The organism is Mucilaginibacter gynuensis (assembly GCF_039541195.1).
Lineage (GTDB): Bacteria > Bacteroidota > Bacteroidia > Sphingobacteriales > Sphingobacteriaceae > Mucilaginibacter > Mucilaginibacter gynuensis.
Map to the genome: position 1 here is coordinate 596,944 of NZ_BAABFT010000002.1, position 16,707 is coordinate 613,650.

The window sequence follows — 16,707 nt, forward strand, 5'->3', positions numbered from 1 at the left end:
TAGGTTTTATTTTTTGTTGTTTAGGGAGACCATATCGATAGGTTTTTTACCGTTAATACCTTGATGCGGTCTTTCCCAATTATAATAAACAAGATACTTAAGGAGTTCATCTTCGAGTTCTTCCAGGCTGTCAAAGTCTGTTTCTTCGATGAGGTCTTCTTTGAGTGTTCTCCAAAAGCGTTCCACCTTTCCGTTTGTCTGTGGGCGGTAAGGCTTCATGTACGGCGCTTAATGCCGGTTTCCATTAACATCCGCTCAAAAGGATGGTTCTTTTTATTCAGGCTGGCAGAGGGGCCAAACTCCGGCCCGTTATCTGCAATGATTTCTTCAAACTGTATGCCGAACTCCCGCTTGAGTGTCTGCATGCAGTGCATGGCAGTAAACATCGTACTTAAGGCAGTAATATCTTCCATCACTTGCGCCCAGGCCAGGCGTGAGTAATCATCCAGTACGCAAAGCAGATAAAGTTTCCTGTGTTGTCCCCTGATGACACTTTTGCTTAAATGATGACAGTCGATATGCCCTAACTGGCCCATACGTTCCTTAATTATCTTAACCTTTACTTCCCGGTCGGCCGGTTTTAAGCGGTTCCTGTTATGCCGCTTCAGAATGTTGTATATTCCCGAAGGCGATGGCGTAAAGTTATTGGATTTCTGTTTAAGCTGACTGTTGATCTCAAACTTATTGCAGCCCCGGTCCCGTAACGCTAATACCTGCTGCTCGTCTGCCGGCGAAGGCCTGCGACTACCATATTTAGGGCCACGTTTACCGGGCAGCAAATCAAGTTCGTTACCTGACTGCTTGAAAAGGTTATAGTACTTCAGGAAAGCCCTTGCATCAGTATCATGTGCAGAATAAAAGTCCTTAGCGAACCTAAAGACGGCATGCTCGCCCCGCTTTACCTGCTCATACTCACTGATCAGGAATCGATATTTGCTAAGATAATTCCGCTTTAATGTAAGATCATTATTAATGTTTCGCATAACGTTTTAGCTTTATAACTTAAAGCTAACTCTGTTACCGAATTACTTGACCTTTACAATTGCGAAGATAGTGAAGCAATCCCCGACTTGCAGAGCCGCTCTGCATAGTTTAGATTGCTTCGTGCCTCGCAATGACGCGGGTTTAATTTATGTCAATCCCAAAAACAAAAAAACCCCTTCTCAATTAAGAGAAGAGGACTTTTAAGTATTGTAAAAGCGAATATTATAATTTCGCTGATTTTACAGTTTTGATGATTACTGCAGCTACTTTGTATGGATCAGCAGCAGAGTTAGGACGACGATCTTCCAGGTAACCACTCCAATCGTGATCTACAGTGTAAAGTGGGATACGGATAGAAGCACCACGGTCAGATACACCGTAGCTAAAGTCGGTGATAGAAGCAGTTTCGTGTTTACCGGTTAAGCGTTGATCGTTATCAGCACCGTAAACAGCGATACACTCAGCAACAGCCGGACGGAAAGACTCACAGATAGCTTCAAAAGTAGCTTTGCTGTTAGCAGTACGTAAAGTTGTGTTTGAGAAGTTAGCGTGCATACCAGAACCGTTCCAGTCTAATTGACCAAGCGGTTTGCAATGCCAGTTGATTGATACACCAAATTTTTCACCGATACGCTCTAACAGGTAACGAGCGATCCAGATTTGGTCACCGGCTTCTTTAGCGCCTTTAGCGAAAATTTGGAATTCCCACTGACCGGCAGCAACCTCAGCGTTGATACCTTCAACGTTTAAGCCTGCTTCTAAACATACATCTAAGTGCTCTTCAACAATTTCGCGACCGTAAGCATTGTTTGCGCCTACTGAACAGTAGTAAGGGCCTTGCGGAGCCGGGTAACCACCAGCCGGGAAACCAAGCGGTTTGTTGGTTGCAGGATCCCAAAGGAAGTACTCTTGCTCAAAACCAAACCAGAAATCGTTATCATCATCCTGGATCAAAGCACGGCCGTTTGATTCGTGTGCAGCACCGGTTGAATCCAATACTTCGCACATTACTAAATACCCGTCTTTTCTTTGCGGATCAGGTACTACGTAAACAGGTTTCAATACACAATCAGATGAACCACCCGGTGCCTGCTCGGTTGATGAACCATCAAAGCTCCAAAGTGGCAGATCTTCTAATTTACCACTAAAATCTTTTTCAATTTTTGTTTTGCTACGAAGGCTTTGTGTTGGTTTGTAGCCGTCAAGCCAGATGTACTCAAGTTTTGCCATTGTTTTTTGTCGTTTTTATTTATTGTTGTTGGGGTTTAATATAGCTTTTGCATTTCTGCAACTAATTATAGAGGCGAATTTAAATTATTTTTATAAAATTCATAACAAAATGTTAAATAAATTATATTTTTTTTGAAATTCTGACAATCAACCTTCACAAATACACAAAAGCCATTATTCTAATTACCAAAACATCATTAATAGTTAAAATATTGCCGACTAATCAAAATAATTTATCAAAAAGAATGATAACAACAAATAATGCACTGACTTATATATTATATTAATGTAAAGTCAATGCTTCTTATTAACAAAAAGTGCTATGCACAACTTTTTTATTCAAAACAATCCATTGCCTGCATAGTAAAAGGAGATAAATACATGGTATATTTTTACAAAATCAGGAAACATCTTTTATAAAATTTTCTTAAAATTGCCTGATTTAAATTTTCGGTTGCCTCAATACCCGGGGTTAGCATTTATTACATCTGCCCTCAAACCGTTCTTTCATAAATCAGTTTATTTTGAGCAGTCCTTTTACATAAGGCTTTTATATTTATAATGAATAACAGCACAGTTTCAAACAGTACGGCAGATGTGGTTTTAATAGGCGCCGGAATAATGAGCGCTACTTTGGGCGTAATGTTAAAAGAGCTTCAGCCCGATCTTACAATAGAGATTTTTGAACGACTGGATGTTATTGCTGCCGAAAGTTCGGATGCTATGAACAACGCAGGTACCGGTCACTCCGCGTTTTGCGAGCTTAACTACACTCCTCAACTACCCGATGGCAGCATCGAAATAAAAAAAGCTATCAATATTGCCGAGCAATTTGAAATAAGCAAGGAGTTTTGGTCGTACCTGATCGAAAGCGGATATATTACATCGCCTAAGGCATTTATTACCAAAGTACCACACATGAGCTTTGTTTGGGGTGCCGAAAATGTTGAATACCTTAAAAAACGCCAGCAAGCCTTAACCAAACACCACTTTTTTAGAGATATGCTGTACTCGGAAGATGCCGCGCAGTTAAAACAGTGGATCCCCTTGGTAATGGAAGGCCGTGCGGCCAACGAAAAGGTATCGGCTACTTATATGGATATTGGCACCGATGTAAACTTTGGCTCCCTTACCCGTGCCCTTTTTGATAAACTGAAACAATTACCGGGCGTTAGCCTGAGCCTCAATCACGAGGTTGATGATATAAAACGGACTGCCGATGGCAGCTGGCAGGTTAAAGTGACCGATAAAACCGGGGGCGCATCGCGCAAGCTGAACACTAAATTTATATTTGTGGGTGCAGGCGGCGGCGCTTTGCCGTTACTGCAAAAATCGGGCATACCGGAGAGCAAAGGCTTTGGCGGTTTCCCGGTGAGTGGGCAATGGCTGGTTTGTACCAATGAGACTGTTATAGCGCAGCATAATGCCAAGGTGTACGGCAAGGCATCGGTGGGTTCGCCGCCAATGTCGGTACCGCATTTGGATACCCGTACCGTTAATAACAAAAAGGAATTGCTGTTTGGCCCGTACGCGGGTTTCTCTACCCGTTTCCTTAAAAAAGGTTCGCTGCTTGATCTTTTCAAATCTATCAAGTTCAACAACATAAAACCGCTGCTATCAGTAGGTATGCACGAAATGAAGCTGACCAAATACCTCATCAGCCAGGTGCTGCAATCGCCTGCCGACAGGTTAAAGGCCCTGCAAGAGTATTTCCCTAACGCCAAACAAGGCGAGTGGGTACTTGAACATGCCGGTCAGCGTGTACAGATCATTAAAAAAGATGACAAACTGGGCGGCAAGCTGGAATTTGGTACCGAGGTGGTAACCTCTGCCGATGGCAGCATATCAGCACTACTGGGTGCATCACCGGGCGCGTCAACATCTGTACCTATCATGATACAACTGATAGAGCGCTGCTTTAAAGGCAAAGCAACGTCAGCGGCATGGCAGGCTAAACTGAAGCAAATGATACCGTCGTACGGCCTGTCAATGGTTAAGGACGAGCAACTGGCAGATGCCACACGTGCACGCACCAGCAAGGTATTGGAGTTGATTTAAAGCTCCCATAATAGCACAAAAAGAAAACCCGGATAACTAAGTTACCCGGGTTTTCTTTTTGTGTAATTCCTGATTTATTTAAAGGTATCGGCAGTGATATTGGTATTAATATCCGCAGATTTCACTTTAAACTCTATCGGGTAACCGGCCACACTTGTTTTTTCGGTATAAGGTACTTTTATACCTTTTACATCGGTATAATTACCCCACTCTATCGGCGCGGCATTAGGTACATCAAGCAATTGCCTAACTTTTAAGCCGGTTTGTATATCGTAGTAATTTTTCACAGGCACACCTTCAGGCGTAGTTACTGTAACCAAGTATGCCGGTTGTTTGTTCACTACTTTAGCGTTTGGCGATAGTTCCAGCTTGTAACCCGCTTTGCTGTAATCAAGTTCAGGATACTGTTTATTTTTAGTACGCACATTGGCACTGGTTGTTTTATCCATAGGCGATTTTTGGCCGAACTGTGTAATGGTGATACTATCACCTACAGATACAAAATGAAACACCTGCCTGCCGCCTGCCTGTGGCAGCGTAACATCCTGAAATACCGAGTTTGGCGCTTTGTACTTAGCTACCTTATTCACCTCTGTACCTTGTATACTGCCTATAGAGGTGATGGTCAAATCTTTCAGGTCTTTAATTTTATCGGCACCGCCAATGGCATCTAAGTATTTTTTAATAATGCTTTCGGCTGTAGTACCTTGCGGAACGGCTACCCCACTGAACGAGTTATTGTCCGGGTTAATATCCGGCAAGTTATGGTCGGGATCAATAATGGCGTAAACAATTTTTGAAGTTGATTTATGCGCAAATGTCCAGGTACCGCCACGTTGCCATATTTCTACAGGTAATTTAACGGTATCTGTTTTACCGTTCTCTTGTTTAATAGCTATGGTTACCGGTAGGGCCATTTCTTCCAGGTTCTCGATAGTGATGAGCGAGCCTTTAGCAGCATCATTATCAATATACTTAATATCTTTCACGCCCTGATCGAGCTTGAACGAGGTGAAGAACCACTCATTCCAAAACCAGCTCAGGTCTTCACCCGCCGCGTTATCCATTGAATGGAAAAAATCGTAAGGCGACGGATGTTTAAATGCCCACCTTTTAATATAAGTACGGAACGCATAATCAAAACGCTCATGGCCTAAGATCTGCTCGCGCAGGATGGTTAAGCCCAAGGCTGGTTTTTGATAAGCATCGATACCCAGGTTGTTAGGTTGTATTACGTCCGGCGTGTTCATAATAGGCTCTACCCCATCGCCAAACATATAACTCGCGGTCGCGTTTACATCTTCCTTTTCATAATATTCGCCTTTGTTGAAAATGCGGGTATCCACATCGTTAATAAAGGTGTTAAAACCTTCATCCATCCAGGCAAATTTGCGCTCGTTTGAACCAACGATCATCGGGAACCAGTTATGACCAAACTCGTGATTGGTTACGTTCCATAAACCGCCGCCGCTGCTGGTATAACCGCAAAATACGATACCCGGATACTCCATACCGCCAACAATGCCGGCTACGTTGGTAGCTACAGGGTATGAATATTCGAACCAGTTTTTTGAACATTGTTCAATAGTAGCTTTTACATACTCGGTTGAGCGGCCCCATTTGGTATTGCCTTTACTTTCAACCGGGTAAACTGATTGCGCCAGCGCTTTTTTACCGCTTGGCAGGTTAATACGCGCAGCATCCCATATAAACGCTTTTGAAGCAGCCCAGGCCACATCGCGCGAGTTTTTACAGAAGAAGTGCCAGGTTAACGATGGCTTTTTCAAATAAGCCGTGCTGCTTTTTACATCAACAGTATCTTTAATAAATACTGTTTTCTCGCTCGCTTTAGCGGTGGCCAAACGTGCAATAGCGGTTGGTGTAAGTACTTCGTTAGGGTTTAACAATTCGCCCGAACCTGCAATCAACAGGTCGGCAGGCGCGGTAATGGTATAATCGAAGTTACCATACTCCAGGTAAAACTCGGATGCACCCATGTACGGAATGGTGTTCCAGCCGGAAAGGTCATCATATACTTCCATACGCGGGTACCATTGGGCAATTTCATAGATCCAGCCGTTCTTGGTTTTTAAGCGGCCTAACCTGTCGGTACCGTATTCGGGCACATCAAAGGCGTAGTTAATTTGTATCTGCAATTTACCGCCGCCTGCTTTCAGGGTATCGGGCAGTTTAATTTGCATACGGGTATCGTTCACCAAGTAATTGGCTTTTACCGGCTTGCCGTTCTTAATAAGCGTTACCGAACTAATTTCGGCGCCTTTGGTATAAGCCTTAGTGGTGAAACGACCGCCTGTTACCGGCGTAACGGCAATAGCGCGCGAATCTTCGCGGTAAATGTTCTGATCTACCTGCAACCAAACAAATGGCAGCGGATCGGGGCTGTTATTGGTGTAGGTAATTACCGTTGAACCTGTAATGCGGTGTTTTGCCGTATCAAGGGTAACGTTAAGTTTGTAGTCGGCACGGTTTTGCCAGTATTTGGCACCCGGCGAACCACCGGCTGTGCGCACCTCGTTACCCCTGCCGGGATAAAAAAGCGGGTTAAACACTTTGTGCTGATCGTATTTCGATTCGTTTTTAGGCTTTTCGGCCTTTTGGGCATAGCTGCTGATGGCCCCGGCACAAAATAAAAGTGATAAAAGAGGTCGGATGAGTTTCATTTCGTTAATAATTTACGCCAAGATAAAAATATTTAGCGTCTGTTTAAGTTTAGTAGATGCAGATTTATATTAAGGTTTGCCAAAGCATTATTTGTTTTTTATATTTTTGCCAATTGTGGCGAAATAATAACAGCATCGCACAGTACATCCCTATAAATGGATATATCAGTAGTAGTACCTCTTTACAACGAAGTAGAATCATTGCCCGAGCTAACCTCATGGATAAGCAAGGTGATGGACGACAATAAGTTTTCGTACGAAATTTTATTGGTTGATGATGGCAGCAAGGATGGATCGTGGGAGATGATATGCAGGCTAAAAACCGGCAACCCACACATTAAGGGCATCAAATTCAGGCGCAACTACGGCAAATCGGCCGCACTGAACGTTGGTTTTGAAGCCACGCAGGGCGATGTAGTAATTACCATGGATGCCGATTTGCAGGACAGTCCCGACGAGATCCCCGAGCTTTACCGCCGCATTACCGAAGAAAATTACGACCTTATATCGGGCTGGAAAGCCAAGCGGTACGATCCGCCGAGCAAAACCATCCCTACCAAGCTATTCAATTCGGCCACCCGCAAAATGTCGGGCATTAATAACCTGCACGATTTTAACTGCGGCCTTAAGGCCTACAATAAAACCGTGGTGAAAAACATTGAGGTATACGGCGAAATGCACCGCTATATACCTGTATTGGCCAAATGGGCAGGCTTCACCAAAATTGGCGAACAAATTGTAGAACACCGCGCCCGTAAATACGGCACCACCAAATTCGGCATGAGCCGTTTTGTTAACGGCTTTTTGGATTTGCTTTCGATTTTTTTTGTGGGCAAGTTCGGCAAGCGCCCTATGCACTTTTTTGGAAGTATGGGCGTGCTTAGTTTTTTAACCGGGTCGATTATAGCGATATGGCTGATCAGTGAAAAGCTTTACCTGATTTCACGCAATGAGCATTATCGAGACATTATCGATAATCCATTGTTTTATATCGCCCTGGTAGCCATCATACTGGGTTCGCAATTGTTTTTAACCGGATTTGTTGCCGAGCTGGTATCGCGCAACTCACCCGAACGTAATAGCTACCAGATAGAAGAAGTTGTTTAAACCGTATGTGTTGATGTGCAAATATGCAGATGTGCAAATTGCACCATCGGCACAAAACGCATTATTCAAAATTAACAAGATCAATCATCTGCACATCAGCACATACGCATATTTGCACATCAAATAACTATGTTTTTTTCCATCATAATCCCTTTGTATAACCGCCCGCAGGAGATAAAAGAACTGCTGGAAACCTTGTTACTGCAAACTTATAAGCAGTTTGAGGTGCTGGTTATTGAAGATGGTTCTGTAAATGACGCGGCCGATATTGTGAAGACCTTTGCCGGTCAACTCGACCTGCGTTATTTTGTAAAACCCAACGAAGGCCAGGGCTTTACCCGCAACTTTGGGTTTGAGCGTGCCAAAGGTGATTACTTTATCATATTTGATTCGGACTGCCTCATACCGCCCGATTACCTGGAGATCGTTAACCGTTCGCTGAAGGCCAATCCGCTGGATATGTACGGCGGCCCTGATGCCTCGCACCCATCGTTCACCCCTATTCAAAAAGCCATCAGCTATTCCATGACCTCGCCTTTTACTACGGGTGGTATCCGTGGCAATAAAAAAAGCATCGGTCAGTTTCATCCGCGTAGCTTTAATATGGGCGTATCGCGCAAGGTATGGGAAAAGGTAGGCGGTTTTATCATTACCCGTTCGGGCGAGGATATTGAATACAGCATCCGTGTGCATACGGCAGGCTTCAGGATCGGGCTGATACCCGATGCCAAAGTTTTCCACAAACGCCGCACTAATTTTTTACAGTTCTATAAACAGATCCACTTTTTTGGCAGGGCACGTATCAATATTTACAAGTTCTTTCCCAACGAGTTAAAGGCGGTACACTTTTTTCCGAGTGTATTTACGCTGGGACTAATTTTTACCTTGCTGGCCAATATTGCAGGCTGGCCTATCGCGCTGTTTTGCAATGTAATGCTGCTGATATTAATTATGTTGATATTTTTTCACTCATTGATTAAAAATAGATCAGCAAAAATTGCATTTTTGAGCATAATAACTGCCTTCATTCAACTCACTGCTTATGGTTTAGGCTTTATGCAGGATATTTGGAGACGACTGATTTTAAAACAATTTTAAGAATTTCTAATGTACCATCCGTTTTCTGTAATAGAAACCATTAAAACTTCATGGGATATTCTCAGAAAAAACTTTATACCGCTTATAATTTATTCGGTAATAACCTTGCTGATCTATAAGGGGGTTAAAATTGTTACGTTTATTATATTTCCGGATGATGATGAACTACTGAACAATCTAACACAGATCTTTGCTCAGATGATCGTGCAAACCTACCTCACATTAAGCTTTTATAAATTGATATTAACGCTGATGGACAGGGCCTATTACGAATTTGAGTTTAAAGATATTTTGCCTTCCCTGCGTATGGCATTCAATTTCATCGTTATTTGTATAGGGTTCGGAATACTCATCGCATTTTTAATTTTCATTAACCTGGTATTGAGTCGCCAAAACATTGTCTTTTCTGAAGTATTTACAGTAATTGCTACTTTAGGTTTGTTGTATATGCTGCTAAGGTCGATATTTTGTGTTTGCTTCATCATTGATGACGATTCAAAGCCGCTCGAATCATTAAAGCAAAGCTTTGAGATTACTAAGGATAACTTTTTTAAAACTTTAGGTATCGCGTTAAGTATACTCGTTATAATGATCATCACGCTGATACCGATCAATATCATTATCACATTTTTACACCCCAGTGCCGATGCGGATGACTACGTATTTGTATTAGGATATTATGCATGGTTTGCCATTGCTTTCCCCGCAGTACAGGTTATTATTATGGTTACCTACCGAAAACTGGTTTACAGCCACTTAGATGTGGATGACGATATTGCCGAAACCAATTAAACTATGGGTTTAAAAGCCACATTAAGTAAAGTGTTTGCAGCTTTTGTAAATGTGCAGCTCAATAAGCTGCGCAAAAACGCTGTGCCGCTCCAGCAAAAAACATTCCTGCAATTAATTAAGCAGGCTAAGCATACCGAGTTTGGCAAAGCCCACAACTTCGCCCAGATAAAAACTTATGCCGATTTTAAAAAGCATGTCCCGGTACGCGATTACGAGGAACTGCGCGGTTATATAGAACGTGTTACCGCGGGCGAAGAGAATGTACTTTGGCCGGGCAAACCAACTTATCTTACCAAAACATCGGGCACTACATCGGGCGTTAAATACATCCCGATATCAAAAGAAAGCATGCCCGAGCACATCAAAGCCGCCCGTAACGCGCTGTTGAGCTACATCCACGAAACCGGCAATGCCGATTTTGTAGATGGCAAGATGATATTTTTGCAAGGCAGCCCCATACTCGCCAAAAAGAATGGGATAGATACCGGCAGGTTATCGGGTATTGTTGCCCACCACGTTCCCGGTTACCTGCAAACCAACAGGCTGCCAAGCTACGAGGTTAATTGCATTGAGGATTGGGAGCAAAAGGTTGATGCCATTGTAGAGGAAACCGCCAACGCCGATATGCGCCTCATTTCGGGCATACCGCCCTGGTGCCAAATGTATTTCGACAGGCTTTCTGCCAAGTTCGATGGTAAAAAGATCAAGGATATCTTCCCTAACTTTAAGTTGTATGTATATGGCGGCGTTAATTACGAGCCTTACCGCAGCCGTATGCAGGATAGCATTGGTTTCGCCATTGATACCATAGAAACCTACCCGGCATCGGAAGGTTTTATCGCTTTCCAGGATTCGCAAAAGGAAAAAGGATTGCTGCTGCTGGTTGATTCGGGGATATTTTATGAGTTTATCCCGGCAGATGAATACTTTAACGAAAACCCTACCCGCGTCAGTTTGGAGGATGTGGAGCTGAATAAGAACTACGCCCTCGTGATGAACACAAATGCGGGTCTTTGGGGTTATAGCATTGGCGATACGGTGAAGTTTGTATCTAAAGCCCCGTACCGGATTGTGGTGAGCGGCCGCATTAAGCATTACATATCCGCCTTTGGCGAACACGTTATTGGCGAAGAGGTAGAGCAGGCTTTATTAAGTGTAGCCAACCAGGAAGGACTGGACATTGTGGAGTTCACCGTTGCCCCACAGGTAAACCCGGATGCAGGCCAATTACCTTATCACGAATGGTTTATAGAGTTTGGCCAGCAACCAAAGGATATTGGCGACTTCGCACTCAAGGTTGATAAGGCGCTGCAAAAGAAAAATATTTACTATTTTGACTTAATAGAGGGTAACATTTTGCAACCTTTGATCGTCAAAGCTTTAAAAAAAGATACCTTTATTAACTATATGCGCTCGCAGGGTAAACTGGGCGGGCAAAATAAAGTACCAAGATTATCAAACGACAGGAAGATAGCCGAGGAATTAAAGGATTATATAATTTAACGTCGTGGCGCGTGAATAACAGGGCCAACGAACATATATGCACAATAGCACACACAACGATATAAAAATCATAGCCATACTTGGTTCTACCGGCAGTATAGGCACGCAAACACTGGAGGTGGTGAAGGAAAACCCTTCGCTGTTTAAGGTGGTGCTGCTTACCGGTAACGCCAACGCCGCCCTGCTTATTGAGCAGGCCATCGCCTTCAGGCCGCAGCACGTGGCCATTTGCGATGAAAGCCAGTACCCGGCAGTTAAGGAAGCGCTTGCAGGTTACGAGATCCGTGTACACGGCGGTCACCAGGCCATTACCGAACTGGTTACCCTGCCCGAGATCAATATCGTGCTTACCGCTATGGTTGGTTTCGCGGGTTTGGAGCCTACCATTGCCGCCATAAAAGCCGGTAAAACCATCGCGTTAGCAAATAAAGAAACATTAGTGGTTGCCGGTGATATTATTACCGAACTGGCACAGCAACACAACGTAAAAATATTACCGGTTGACTCTGAACATTCGGCTATTTTTCAATGCCTGGTGGGCGAAGAAAATAACCCGATAGAAAAGATCATTCTTACAGCCTCCGGTGGCCCTTTTCGTGGCAGAAATGCCGAGTTTTTGGCCAATGTAACCCGCGAAGACGCGCTGAAACACCCCAACTGGGTAATGGGCGCTAAAATAACTATCGACTCTGCTTCGTTAATGAATAAAGGGTTGGAAGTTATAGAGGCAAAATGGTTATTCGGTTTAACGGCCGATCAGATTGAGGTGATCGTTCACCCGCAGTCAATTGTGCATTCGCTGGTGCAGTTTCAGGATGGCTCCATAAAAGCACAAATGGGCCTGCCCGATATGAAGCTGCCTATACAGTATGCCCTGGCCTACCCCAACCGTGTACAAAACAATTTTAAACGATTTGATTTTACGGCCTACCCTAACTTAAGCTTTGAGCAGCCCGATACCAAAACCTTCCGTAACCTGGCTTTGGTATTTGATGCTTTGCATAAAGGTGGTAACATGCCCTGCATTGTTAACGCCGCCAATGAGGTAGCCGTAGCTGCTTTTCTGCACAAAAAAATAGGCTTTTTAGCCATGAGCGATGTTATTGAAGCCTGCATGCAGCAGGTATTTTTTATAGCCCGCCCTAACTTAACCGACTATTTGAATACTGACAGGGAAACACGCATATTTGCACATAATTTTATAAACAATATACCGCATAAGGTATTACAATTTGATACAAACAACTAAATGAATGTAATAATAATGGGTGGCCAGTTGCTGCTCGCCCTTTCAATATTGGTAATTTTGCACGAGATGGGCCACTTTTTGGCCGCACGTGCTTTTGGTATTAAGGTAGAGAAGTTCTACCTGTTTTTTGATGCCTGGAATTTTAGTCTGTTCAAATTCAACTACAAAGGTGTTGAATACGGTATTGGCTGGCTGCCATTGGGCGGTTATGTTAAAATTGCCGGCATGATAGATGAATCGATGGATACCGATCAAATGGCCGGTCCGCCGCAGCCATGGGAGTTTCGTTCGAAACCGGCCTGGCAGCGTCTTATTGTTATGCTTGGTGGTATCTTCGTAAACATTGTTGTAGGTATATTCATTTTTTGGATGATGACCGTTAAGTACGGCGAAAGCTATACCCCAAACAGCGCTATTAAATATGGTGTTGCCCCGGGTAAAATAGGTACTAAAATAGGTATTAAGGCCGGCGATAAAATCTACGGTATCAACGGCACCCCGGTTGAGCGTTTCGATGAAGTGATCAGCGCCAAAGTATTATTGAACAGCACCGTTTTAAACGTTGAACGCGACAACCAAAAGCTGGATATCCCTATCCCGAAAAGCATCCTGAACGATATATCCGACTATGGTATCAGCGAGTTTGTAATGCCACGCAGCAAATTCAGCGTGCAGCAGGTTACCCCAAAAAGCAACGCGCAAAAAGCAGGTTTGCTAAAAGGCGACAGTATACTGGCTGTAAATAGCACCCCTACTGTATTTTTTGATCAGTTACAGGGCGAGTTAACCAAGAACAAGAATAAACAGGTACAGCTTACCGTAAAGCGCCATAACGATGTATTGAACCTTAACGCGCAGGTGAACAACCTGGGTCAGCTTGGTTTTATGCGCACTTATGATCTGCCGGTTGAAAAAACCATCCGTTACAGCTTTTTCTCGTCGTTACCTGTTGGTGCCAACAAGGCGATGAACATGTTTAAGGATAACGCCAAAGGTTTAGGCAAACTGTTCACCGGCGATGTTAACCCTCGCAAAGCGGTATCAAGCCCGATAGGTATAGCCGTGTTATTTGGTGCCGAATGGGATTGGGTTCGTTTCTGGGGACTTACAGGCCTGCTATCAATGGTATTGGCGCTGATGAACCTCTTGCCTATCCCTGCATTGGATGGCGGCCACGCGCTGTTCCTGATCATTGAGATGATAAAAGGCAAACCATTAAGCGATAAGTTTTTGGAGCGTGCACAACTGGTAGGTTTTGTATTGCTGATCTCCCTGATGGTATTCGCCTTCGGTAATGATATATTAAAACACATTGTGCCTAAATAAGAACAGGCACAAAACATATTCAAAGCAAAAGCGGCGCTTCCTGATCAGGGAGCGCCGCTTTTCATTTATCTACTTGTGGTATTTTAAGTATTAATAACGTTGTGGCTCAGGGGCCTCGTCAAACTGCAAGGTGATAGGTGGCTCGCGTTTAAATATGGCTGCAAATATGAGTGCCAAAACAAACGTCATGATAATGGAAATAACCACACCTTGAATGTATTTGGCTACACCGGCATCTTTTTGAGCGTCAAAGCCTTTTTCTACCTCGGCTATCTTTTTATCAATTTCGGCCTGCTCAACGTTTTGATCCTCCATAAACTTGGTAGTAGCATTTACCATGGTGTTTTGCATCTTTTCAACCATTTGCGGCTCAATAACTTTGGCAAACAGCAAATCGCGGCCAATGGTACTTACTATGTTACCCACAATAAACAGGATAAATATGCCTGATGTGGCTTGTTTCAATGTCCAGAAACCACCAATTTTCTTGCGCAAATCGAGCACGAAGAATACCGCGATAACTAACGGAACAAGAATACCGAACAAAAGCGGCCCCGATACGATAAGCCAAAATGATGACGCGATACTTACTACAAAGTAAAACGAAAATATGCCTAATACCAGCAAAATTACGCCCAATAGCACGCCGCTTGGTATAGCCGCTTTTCTTATCGACTGCTGTAAAGCCTTATCCGCGGCTGCTTTGTTTTCTTCAATATCCATTGCGATAGTATTTAAGTTTATTTAAAGTTAGTTAATATCTCATATACCGCGCTGTCAAACTCCGTATCTACAGCGTTAGCTATCACTTCCTGTTTATCCTCTTCAGTTGGATCGGTATTGTAAAAGAAGCTCATCACCGGGTAAAATAATTCCTTAAGTTCTGATTCTTCAGGTAAGGCTTGCGCTACCTCGTTAATTTCGGCATAGCTGCCTTCCATCAGTATCTGATTGGCAATTATCGGCTCGTAAATGCGGTACTCATCCTGAAACTCATCTTCATCAACTAATAAAAACTCTTTCAGGTAATCATCCAGTTCGGGCTCGATACCTTCGTCGTCGCACTCGTTAAGGTACAGCAGCAGGTTCAACAGTTCGGTACCACGGTCTATGGTTTCTTCTTCAATGGCTTCCCATTCAGGTGTATCAAGGTAATCTTCTTCCAGTTTCTTTACATCAGCGCTAAAGAAATTGATCATCAATAAATCGAAGAATACCTCACGCAAACCTTCTATTTCAGGGTTCTCGTTAAACACATCATCCAACAGGTCAACCTTGGTTAAAAAGTCTTCATCTGATGAAAAAACTTCGTGAAAACCTTCCGTCAGCTCAACAGCGTTAAAATCACTGTTGTTACTGAAAGCCGCTAACGCCGCGTCAAGGGCTGCTTTAATTTTTGGATCTATCATGCTGATGGTAAATTAAAAGTTTGATTATTATTAATGGTTAACAGCACACGGCCTTTTAAACTGTGCCCTATGAACGGTGAATTATATGATTTTGATTGGTTGTTCTCTTTATTATATTCCCACTCCGCTTCGCTGTCGAACACAACCAGGTTAGCCTCTTGCCCTTCGGCAATGGCAGGCACCTCTACACCCAGTATACCACGCGGATTAACAGACAATTTCTGCACAATGGTGTCAACACTTAAACCAGCTTTTAAAGCCAGTGAAAGCACGGTTTGCAATCCGATGATACCGAACTCGGCCATCTCGAACTCCACATCCTTAAACTCAATTTCGTGCGGGGTATGCTGCGATACAATGGCATCAATTGTACCATCGTTAAGGCCTTCTATCAGCGCGTCAACATCACTTTGGATGCGTAACGGGGGTTTTACCTTGTATTGGCTGTCGAAGCCTGCTAAAGCGGCATCAGTAAGTACCAGGTGGTGCGCGGCTACATCGCAGGTTACATTGAGTCCTTTGCTTTTTGCTTCGCGGATCAAACTCACCGAACGGCCTGTTGATATGGTGCTGAAGTGAAGTTTTGAATCGGTGTATTCGGCAAGGTAAAGGTCGCGGGCTATCATCAGTTGCTCGGCCAGCGGCGGAATGCCCTTCATGCCCAGTAACGTGCTTACTTCACCCTCGTTCACTTTAGCTTTGCCTGCAATGGCGGTATCTTCAGGGTATGAAAACACGGTTGCGCCAAAACCATTGGCATACAACAACGCGCGCTCCATTAAACCGGCATCCTGCACCGGGCGGTTGGCATCGGTAAAGGCTTTTGCGCCGCTGCTGTACATATCGTACATTTCGGCAAGGTCTTTCCCCTCGCGCTTGTGCGATATAGTACCTAAAGGAAATACATCAACCAGGTTATTTTTCGCACGGTTAAGCAGGTATTCCACCTCGGTTTTTGAATGCACCGGCGGCTGGGTTGCAGGCATCAGGGCCAAGCCTGTAAAGCCACCGGCGGCAGCGGCCTGTGTGCCTGTTTTAATATCTTCTTTAGTTTCGAGGCCAAGCTCGCCTATGTTGCAGTTAAGGTCGAAAAAGCCGGGGGAAACGTATTTGCCTTGCGCGTCAAACACCTCAACATCAGCAGCATTAATAGATGCGGCTATTTGGGTGATGATACCATCTGTAATTAAAATATCGGCAATTTGTTGATTAAATGGAGAGTTGGGGTCAGTAATTTTTGCAGATCTGATAAGCAAATTCATTCGCTGTT

14 protein-coding genes are annotated in these 16,707 nt (G+C 43.8%); 7 read left to right on the plus strand and 7 right to left on the minus strand.

Features of this window, described 5'->3' with window-relative positions:
* Nucleotides 1-6: 6 nt before the first annotated feature.
* The 3 genes from ABD894_RS05790 to ABD894_RS05800 form a co-directional block, all read right to left on the minus strand.
* On the minus strand, nt 7-219 hold the full coding sequence (locus ABD894_RS05790) for an integrase core domain-containing protein (protein ID WP_345210044.1): 213 nt from the start codon (nt 217-219) through the stop codon (nt 7-9).
* Entirely contained in the window at nt 216-983 is a 768-nt protein-coding gene (locus ABD894_RS05795; protein ID WP_345210045.1) for a hypothetical protein, read from the minus strand. The genes ABD894_RS05790 and ABD894_RS05795 overlap by 4 nt, the downstream gene beginning before the upstream one ends.
* 223 nt (nt 984-1,206) lie before the next feature.
* Nucleotides 1,207-2,214 carry a glutamine synthetase beta-grasp domain-containing protein gene (locus ABD894_RS05800; protein ID WP_345210046.1) on the minus strand — a complete coding sequence of 336 codons (1,008 nt, stop codon included), beginning with the start codon at nt 2,212-2,214 and terminating at the stop codon, nt 1,207-1,209.
* Nucleotides 2,215-2,775: 561 nt separating this feature from the next.
* Between ABD894_RS05800 and ABD894_RS05805 the strand changes: the two genes are divergently transcribed.
* Nucleotides 2,776-4,272 (plus strand): malate:quinone oxidoreductase, encoded by a 1,497-nt coding sequence (locus ABD894_RS05805; RefSeq protein ID WP_345210047.1) that lies wholly within the window; start codon nt 2,776-2,778, stop codon nt 4,270-4,272.
* 74 nt (nt 4,273-4,346) lie between these two features.
* On the opposite strand, the gene ABD894_RS05810 is transcribed toward ABD894_RS05805, so the two are convergent.
* On the minus strand, nt 4,347-6,953 hold the full coding sequence (locus ABD894_RS05810; protein ID WP_345210048.1) for a M1 family metallopeptidase: 2,607 nt from the start codon (nt 6,951-6,953) through the stop codon (nt 4,347-4,349).
* Nucleotides 6,954-7,109: 156 nt separating this feature from the next.
* Here ABD894_RS05810 and ABD894_RS05815 point away from each other — a divergent pair, with 156 nt between their 5' ends.
* The 6 genes from ABD894_RS05815 to rseP all read left to right on the plus strand — a co-directional run bounded on the left by ABD894_RS05815 (nt 7,110) and on the right by rseP (nt 14,028).
* On the plus strand, nt 7,110-8,060 hold the full coding sequence (locus ABD894_RS05815; protein ID WP_345210049.1) for a glycosyltransferase family 2 protein: 951 nt from the start codon (nt 7,110-7,112) through the stop codon (nt 8,058-8,060).
* Nucleotides 8,061-8,189: 129 nt separating this feature from the next.
* Nucleotides 8,190-9,158: a glycosyltransferase family 2 protein gene (locus ABD894_RS05820; protein ID WP_345210050.1), complete on the plus strand. Its 969-nt coding sequence runs from the start codon at nt 8,190-8,192 to the stop codon at nt 9,156-9,158.
* Nucleotides 9,159-9,167: 9 nt separating this feature from the next.
* On the plus strand, nt 9,168-9,950 hold the full coding sequence (locus ABD894_RS05825; protein WP_345210051.1) for a hypothetical protein: 783 nt from the start codon (nt 9,168-9,170) through the stop codon (nt 9,948-9,950).
* A 3-nt stretch (nt 9,951-9,953) separates the two neighbouring features.
* Nucleotides 9,954-11,453, plus strand: a complete 1,500-nt coding sequence (locus tag ABD894_RS05830; RefSeq protein ID WP_345210052.1) for a GH3 auxin-responsive promoter family protein — start codon at nt 9,954-9,956, stop codon at nt 11,451-11,453.
* Between the two features lie 37 nt (nt 11,454-11,490).
* Nucleotides 11,491-12,702, plus strand: a complete 1,212-nt coding sequence (locus ABD894_RS05835) for a 1-deoxy-D-xylulose-5-phosphate reductoisomerase (RefSeq protein ID WP_345210053.1) — start codon at nt 11,491-11,493, stop codon at nt 12,700-12,702.
* Nucleotides 12,703-14,028 carry an RIP metalloprotease RseP gene (gene rseP, locus ABD894_RS05840; protein WP_345210054.1) on the plus strand — a complete coding sequence of 442 codons (1,326 nt, stop codon included), beginning with the start codon at nt 12,703-12,705 and terminating at the stop codon, nt 14,026-14,028.
* A 90-nt stretch (nt 14,029-14,118) separates the two neighbouring features.
* On the opposite strand, the gene ABD894_RS05845 is transcribed toward rseP, so the two are convergent.
* Genes ABD894_RS05845 through ABD894_RS05855 form a run of 3 tightly spaced genes read right to left on the minus strand, consistent with a single transcriptional unit; the run spans nt 14,119 to nt 16,699 of the window.
* Nucleotides 14,119-14,751 (minus strand): DUF4199 domain-containing protein, encoded by a 633-nt coding sequence (locus ABD894_RS05845; protein WP_345210055.1) that lies wholly within the window; start codon nt 14,749-14,751, stop codon nt 14,119-14,121.
* A gap of 17 nt (nt 14,752-14,768) precedes the next feature.
* Nucleotides 14,769-15,437 (minus strand): hypothetical protein, encoded by a 669-nt coding sequence (locus tag ABD894_RS05850; protein ID WP_345210056.1) that lies wholly within the window; start codon nt 15,435-15,437, stop codon nt 14,769-14,771.
* Entirely contained in the window at nt 15,434-16,699 is a 1,266-nt protein-coding gene (locus ABD894_RS05855) for a dihydroorotase (protein WP_345210057.1), read from the minus strand. The genes ABD894_RS05850 and ABD894_RS05855 overlap by 4 nt, the downstream gene beginning before the upstream one ends.
* Between the last annotated feature and the right edge of the window lie 8 nt (nt 16,700-16,707).

Coding starts and splice junctions, on each gene's coding strand:
- ABD894_RS05790 (WP_345210044.1), bottom strand. CDS start 219: ATGAAGCCTTACCGCCCACAGACAAACGGAAAGGTGGAACGCTTTTGG.
- ABD894_RS05795 (WP_345210045.1), bottom strand. CDS start 983: ATGCGAAACATTAATAATGATCTTACATTAAAGCGGAATTATCTTAGC.
- ABD894_RS05800 (WP_345210046.1), bottom strand. CDS start 2,214: ATGGCAAAACTTGAGTACATCTGGCTTGACGGCTACAAACCAACACAA.
- ABD894_RS05805 (WP_345210047.1), top strand. CDS start 2,776: ATGAATAACAGCACAGTTTCAAACAGTACGGCAGATGTGGTTTTAATA.
- ABD894_RS05810 (WP_345210048.1), bottom strand. CDS start 6,953: ATGAAACTCATCCGACCTCTTTTATCACTTTTATTTTGTGCCGGGGCC.
- ABD894_RS05815 (WP_345210049.1), top strand. CDS start 7,110: ATGGATATATCAGTAGTAGTACCTCTTTACAACGAAGTAGAATCATTG.
- ABD894_RS05820 (WP_345210050.1), top strand. CDS start 8,190: ATGTTTTTTTCCATCATAATCCCTTTGTATAACCGCCCGCAGGAGATA.
- ABD894_RS05825 (WP_345210051.1), top strand. CDS start 9,168: ATGTACCATCCGTTTTCTGTAATAGAAACCATTAAAACTTCATGGGAT.
- ABD894_RS05830 (WP_345210052.1), top strand. CDS start 9,954: ATGGGTTTAAAAGCCACATTAAGTAAAGTGTTTGCAGCTTTTGTAAAT.
- ABD894_RS05835 (WP_345210053.1), top strand. CDS start 11,491: ATGCACAATAGCACACACAACGATATAAAAATCATAGCCATACTTGGT.
- rseP (WP_345210054.1), top strand. CDS start 12,703: ATGAATGTAATAATAATGGGTGGCCAGTTGCTGCTCGCCCTTTCAATA.
- ABD894_RS05845 (WP_345210055.1), bottom strand. CDS start 14,751: ATGGATATTGAAGAAAACAAAGCAGCCGCGGATAAGGCTTTACAGCAG.
- ABD894_RS05850 (WP_345210056.1), bottom strand. CDS start 15,437: ATGATAGATCCAAAAATTAAAGCAGCCCTTGACGCGGCGTTAGCGGCT.
- ABD894_RS05855 (WP_345210057.1), bottom strand. CDS start 16,699: ATGAATTTGCTTATCAGATCTGCAAAAATTACTGACCCCAACTCTCCA.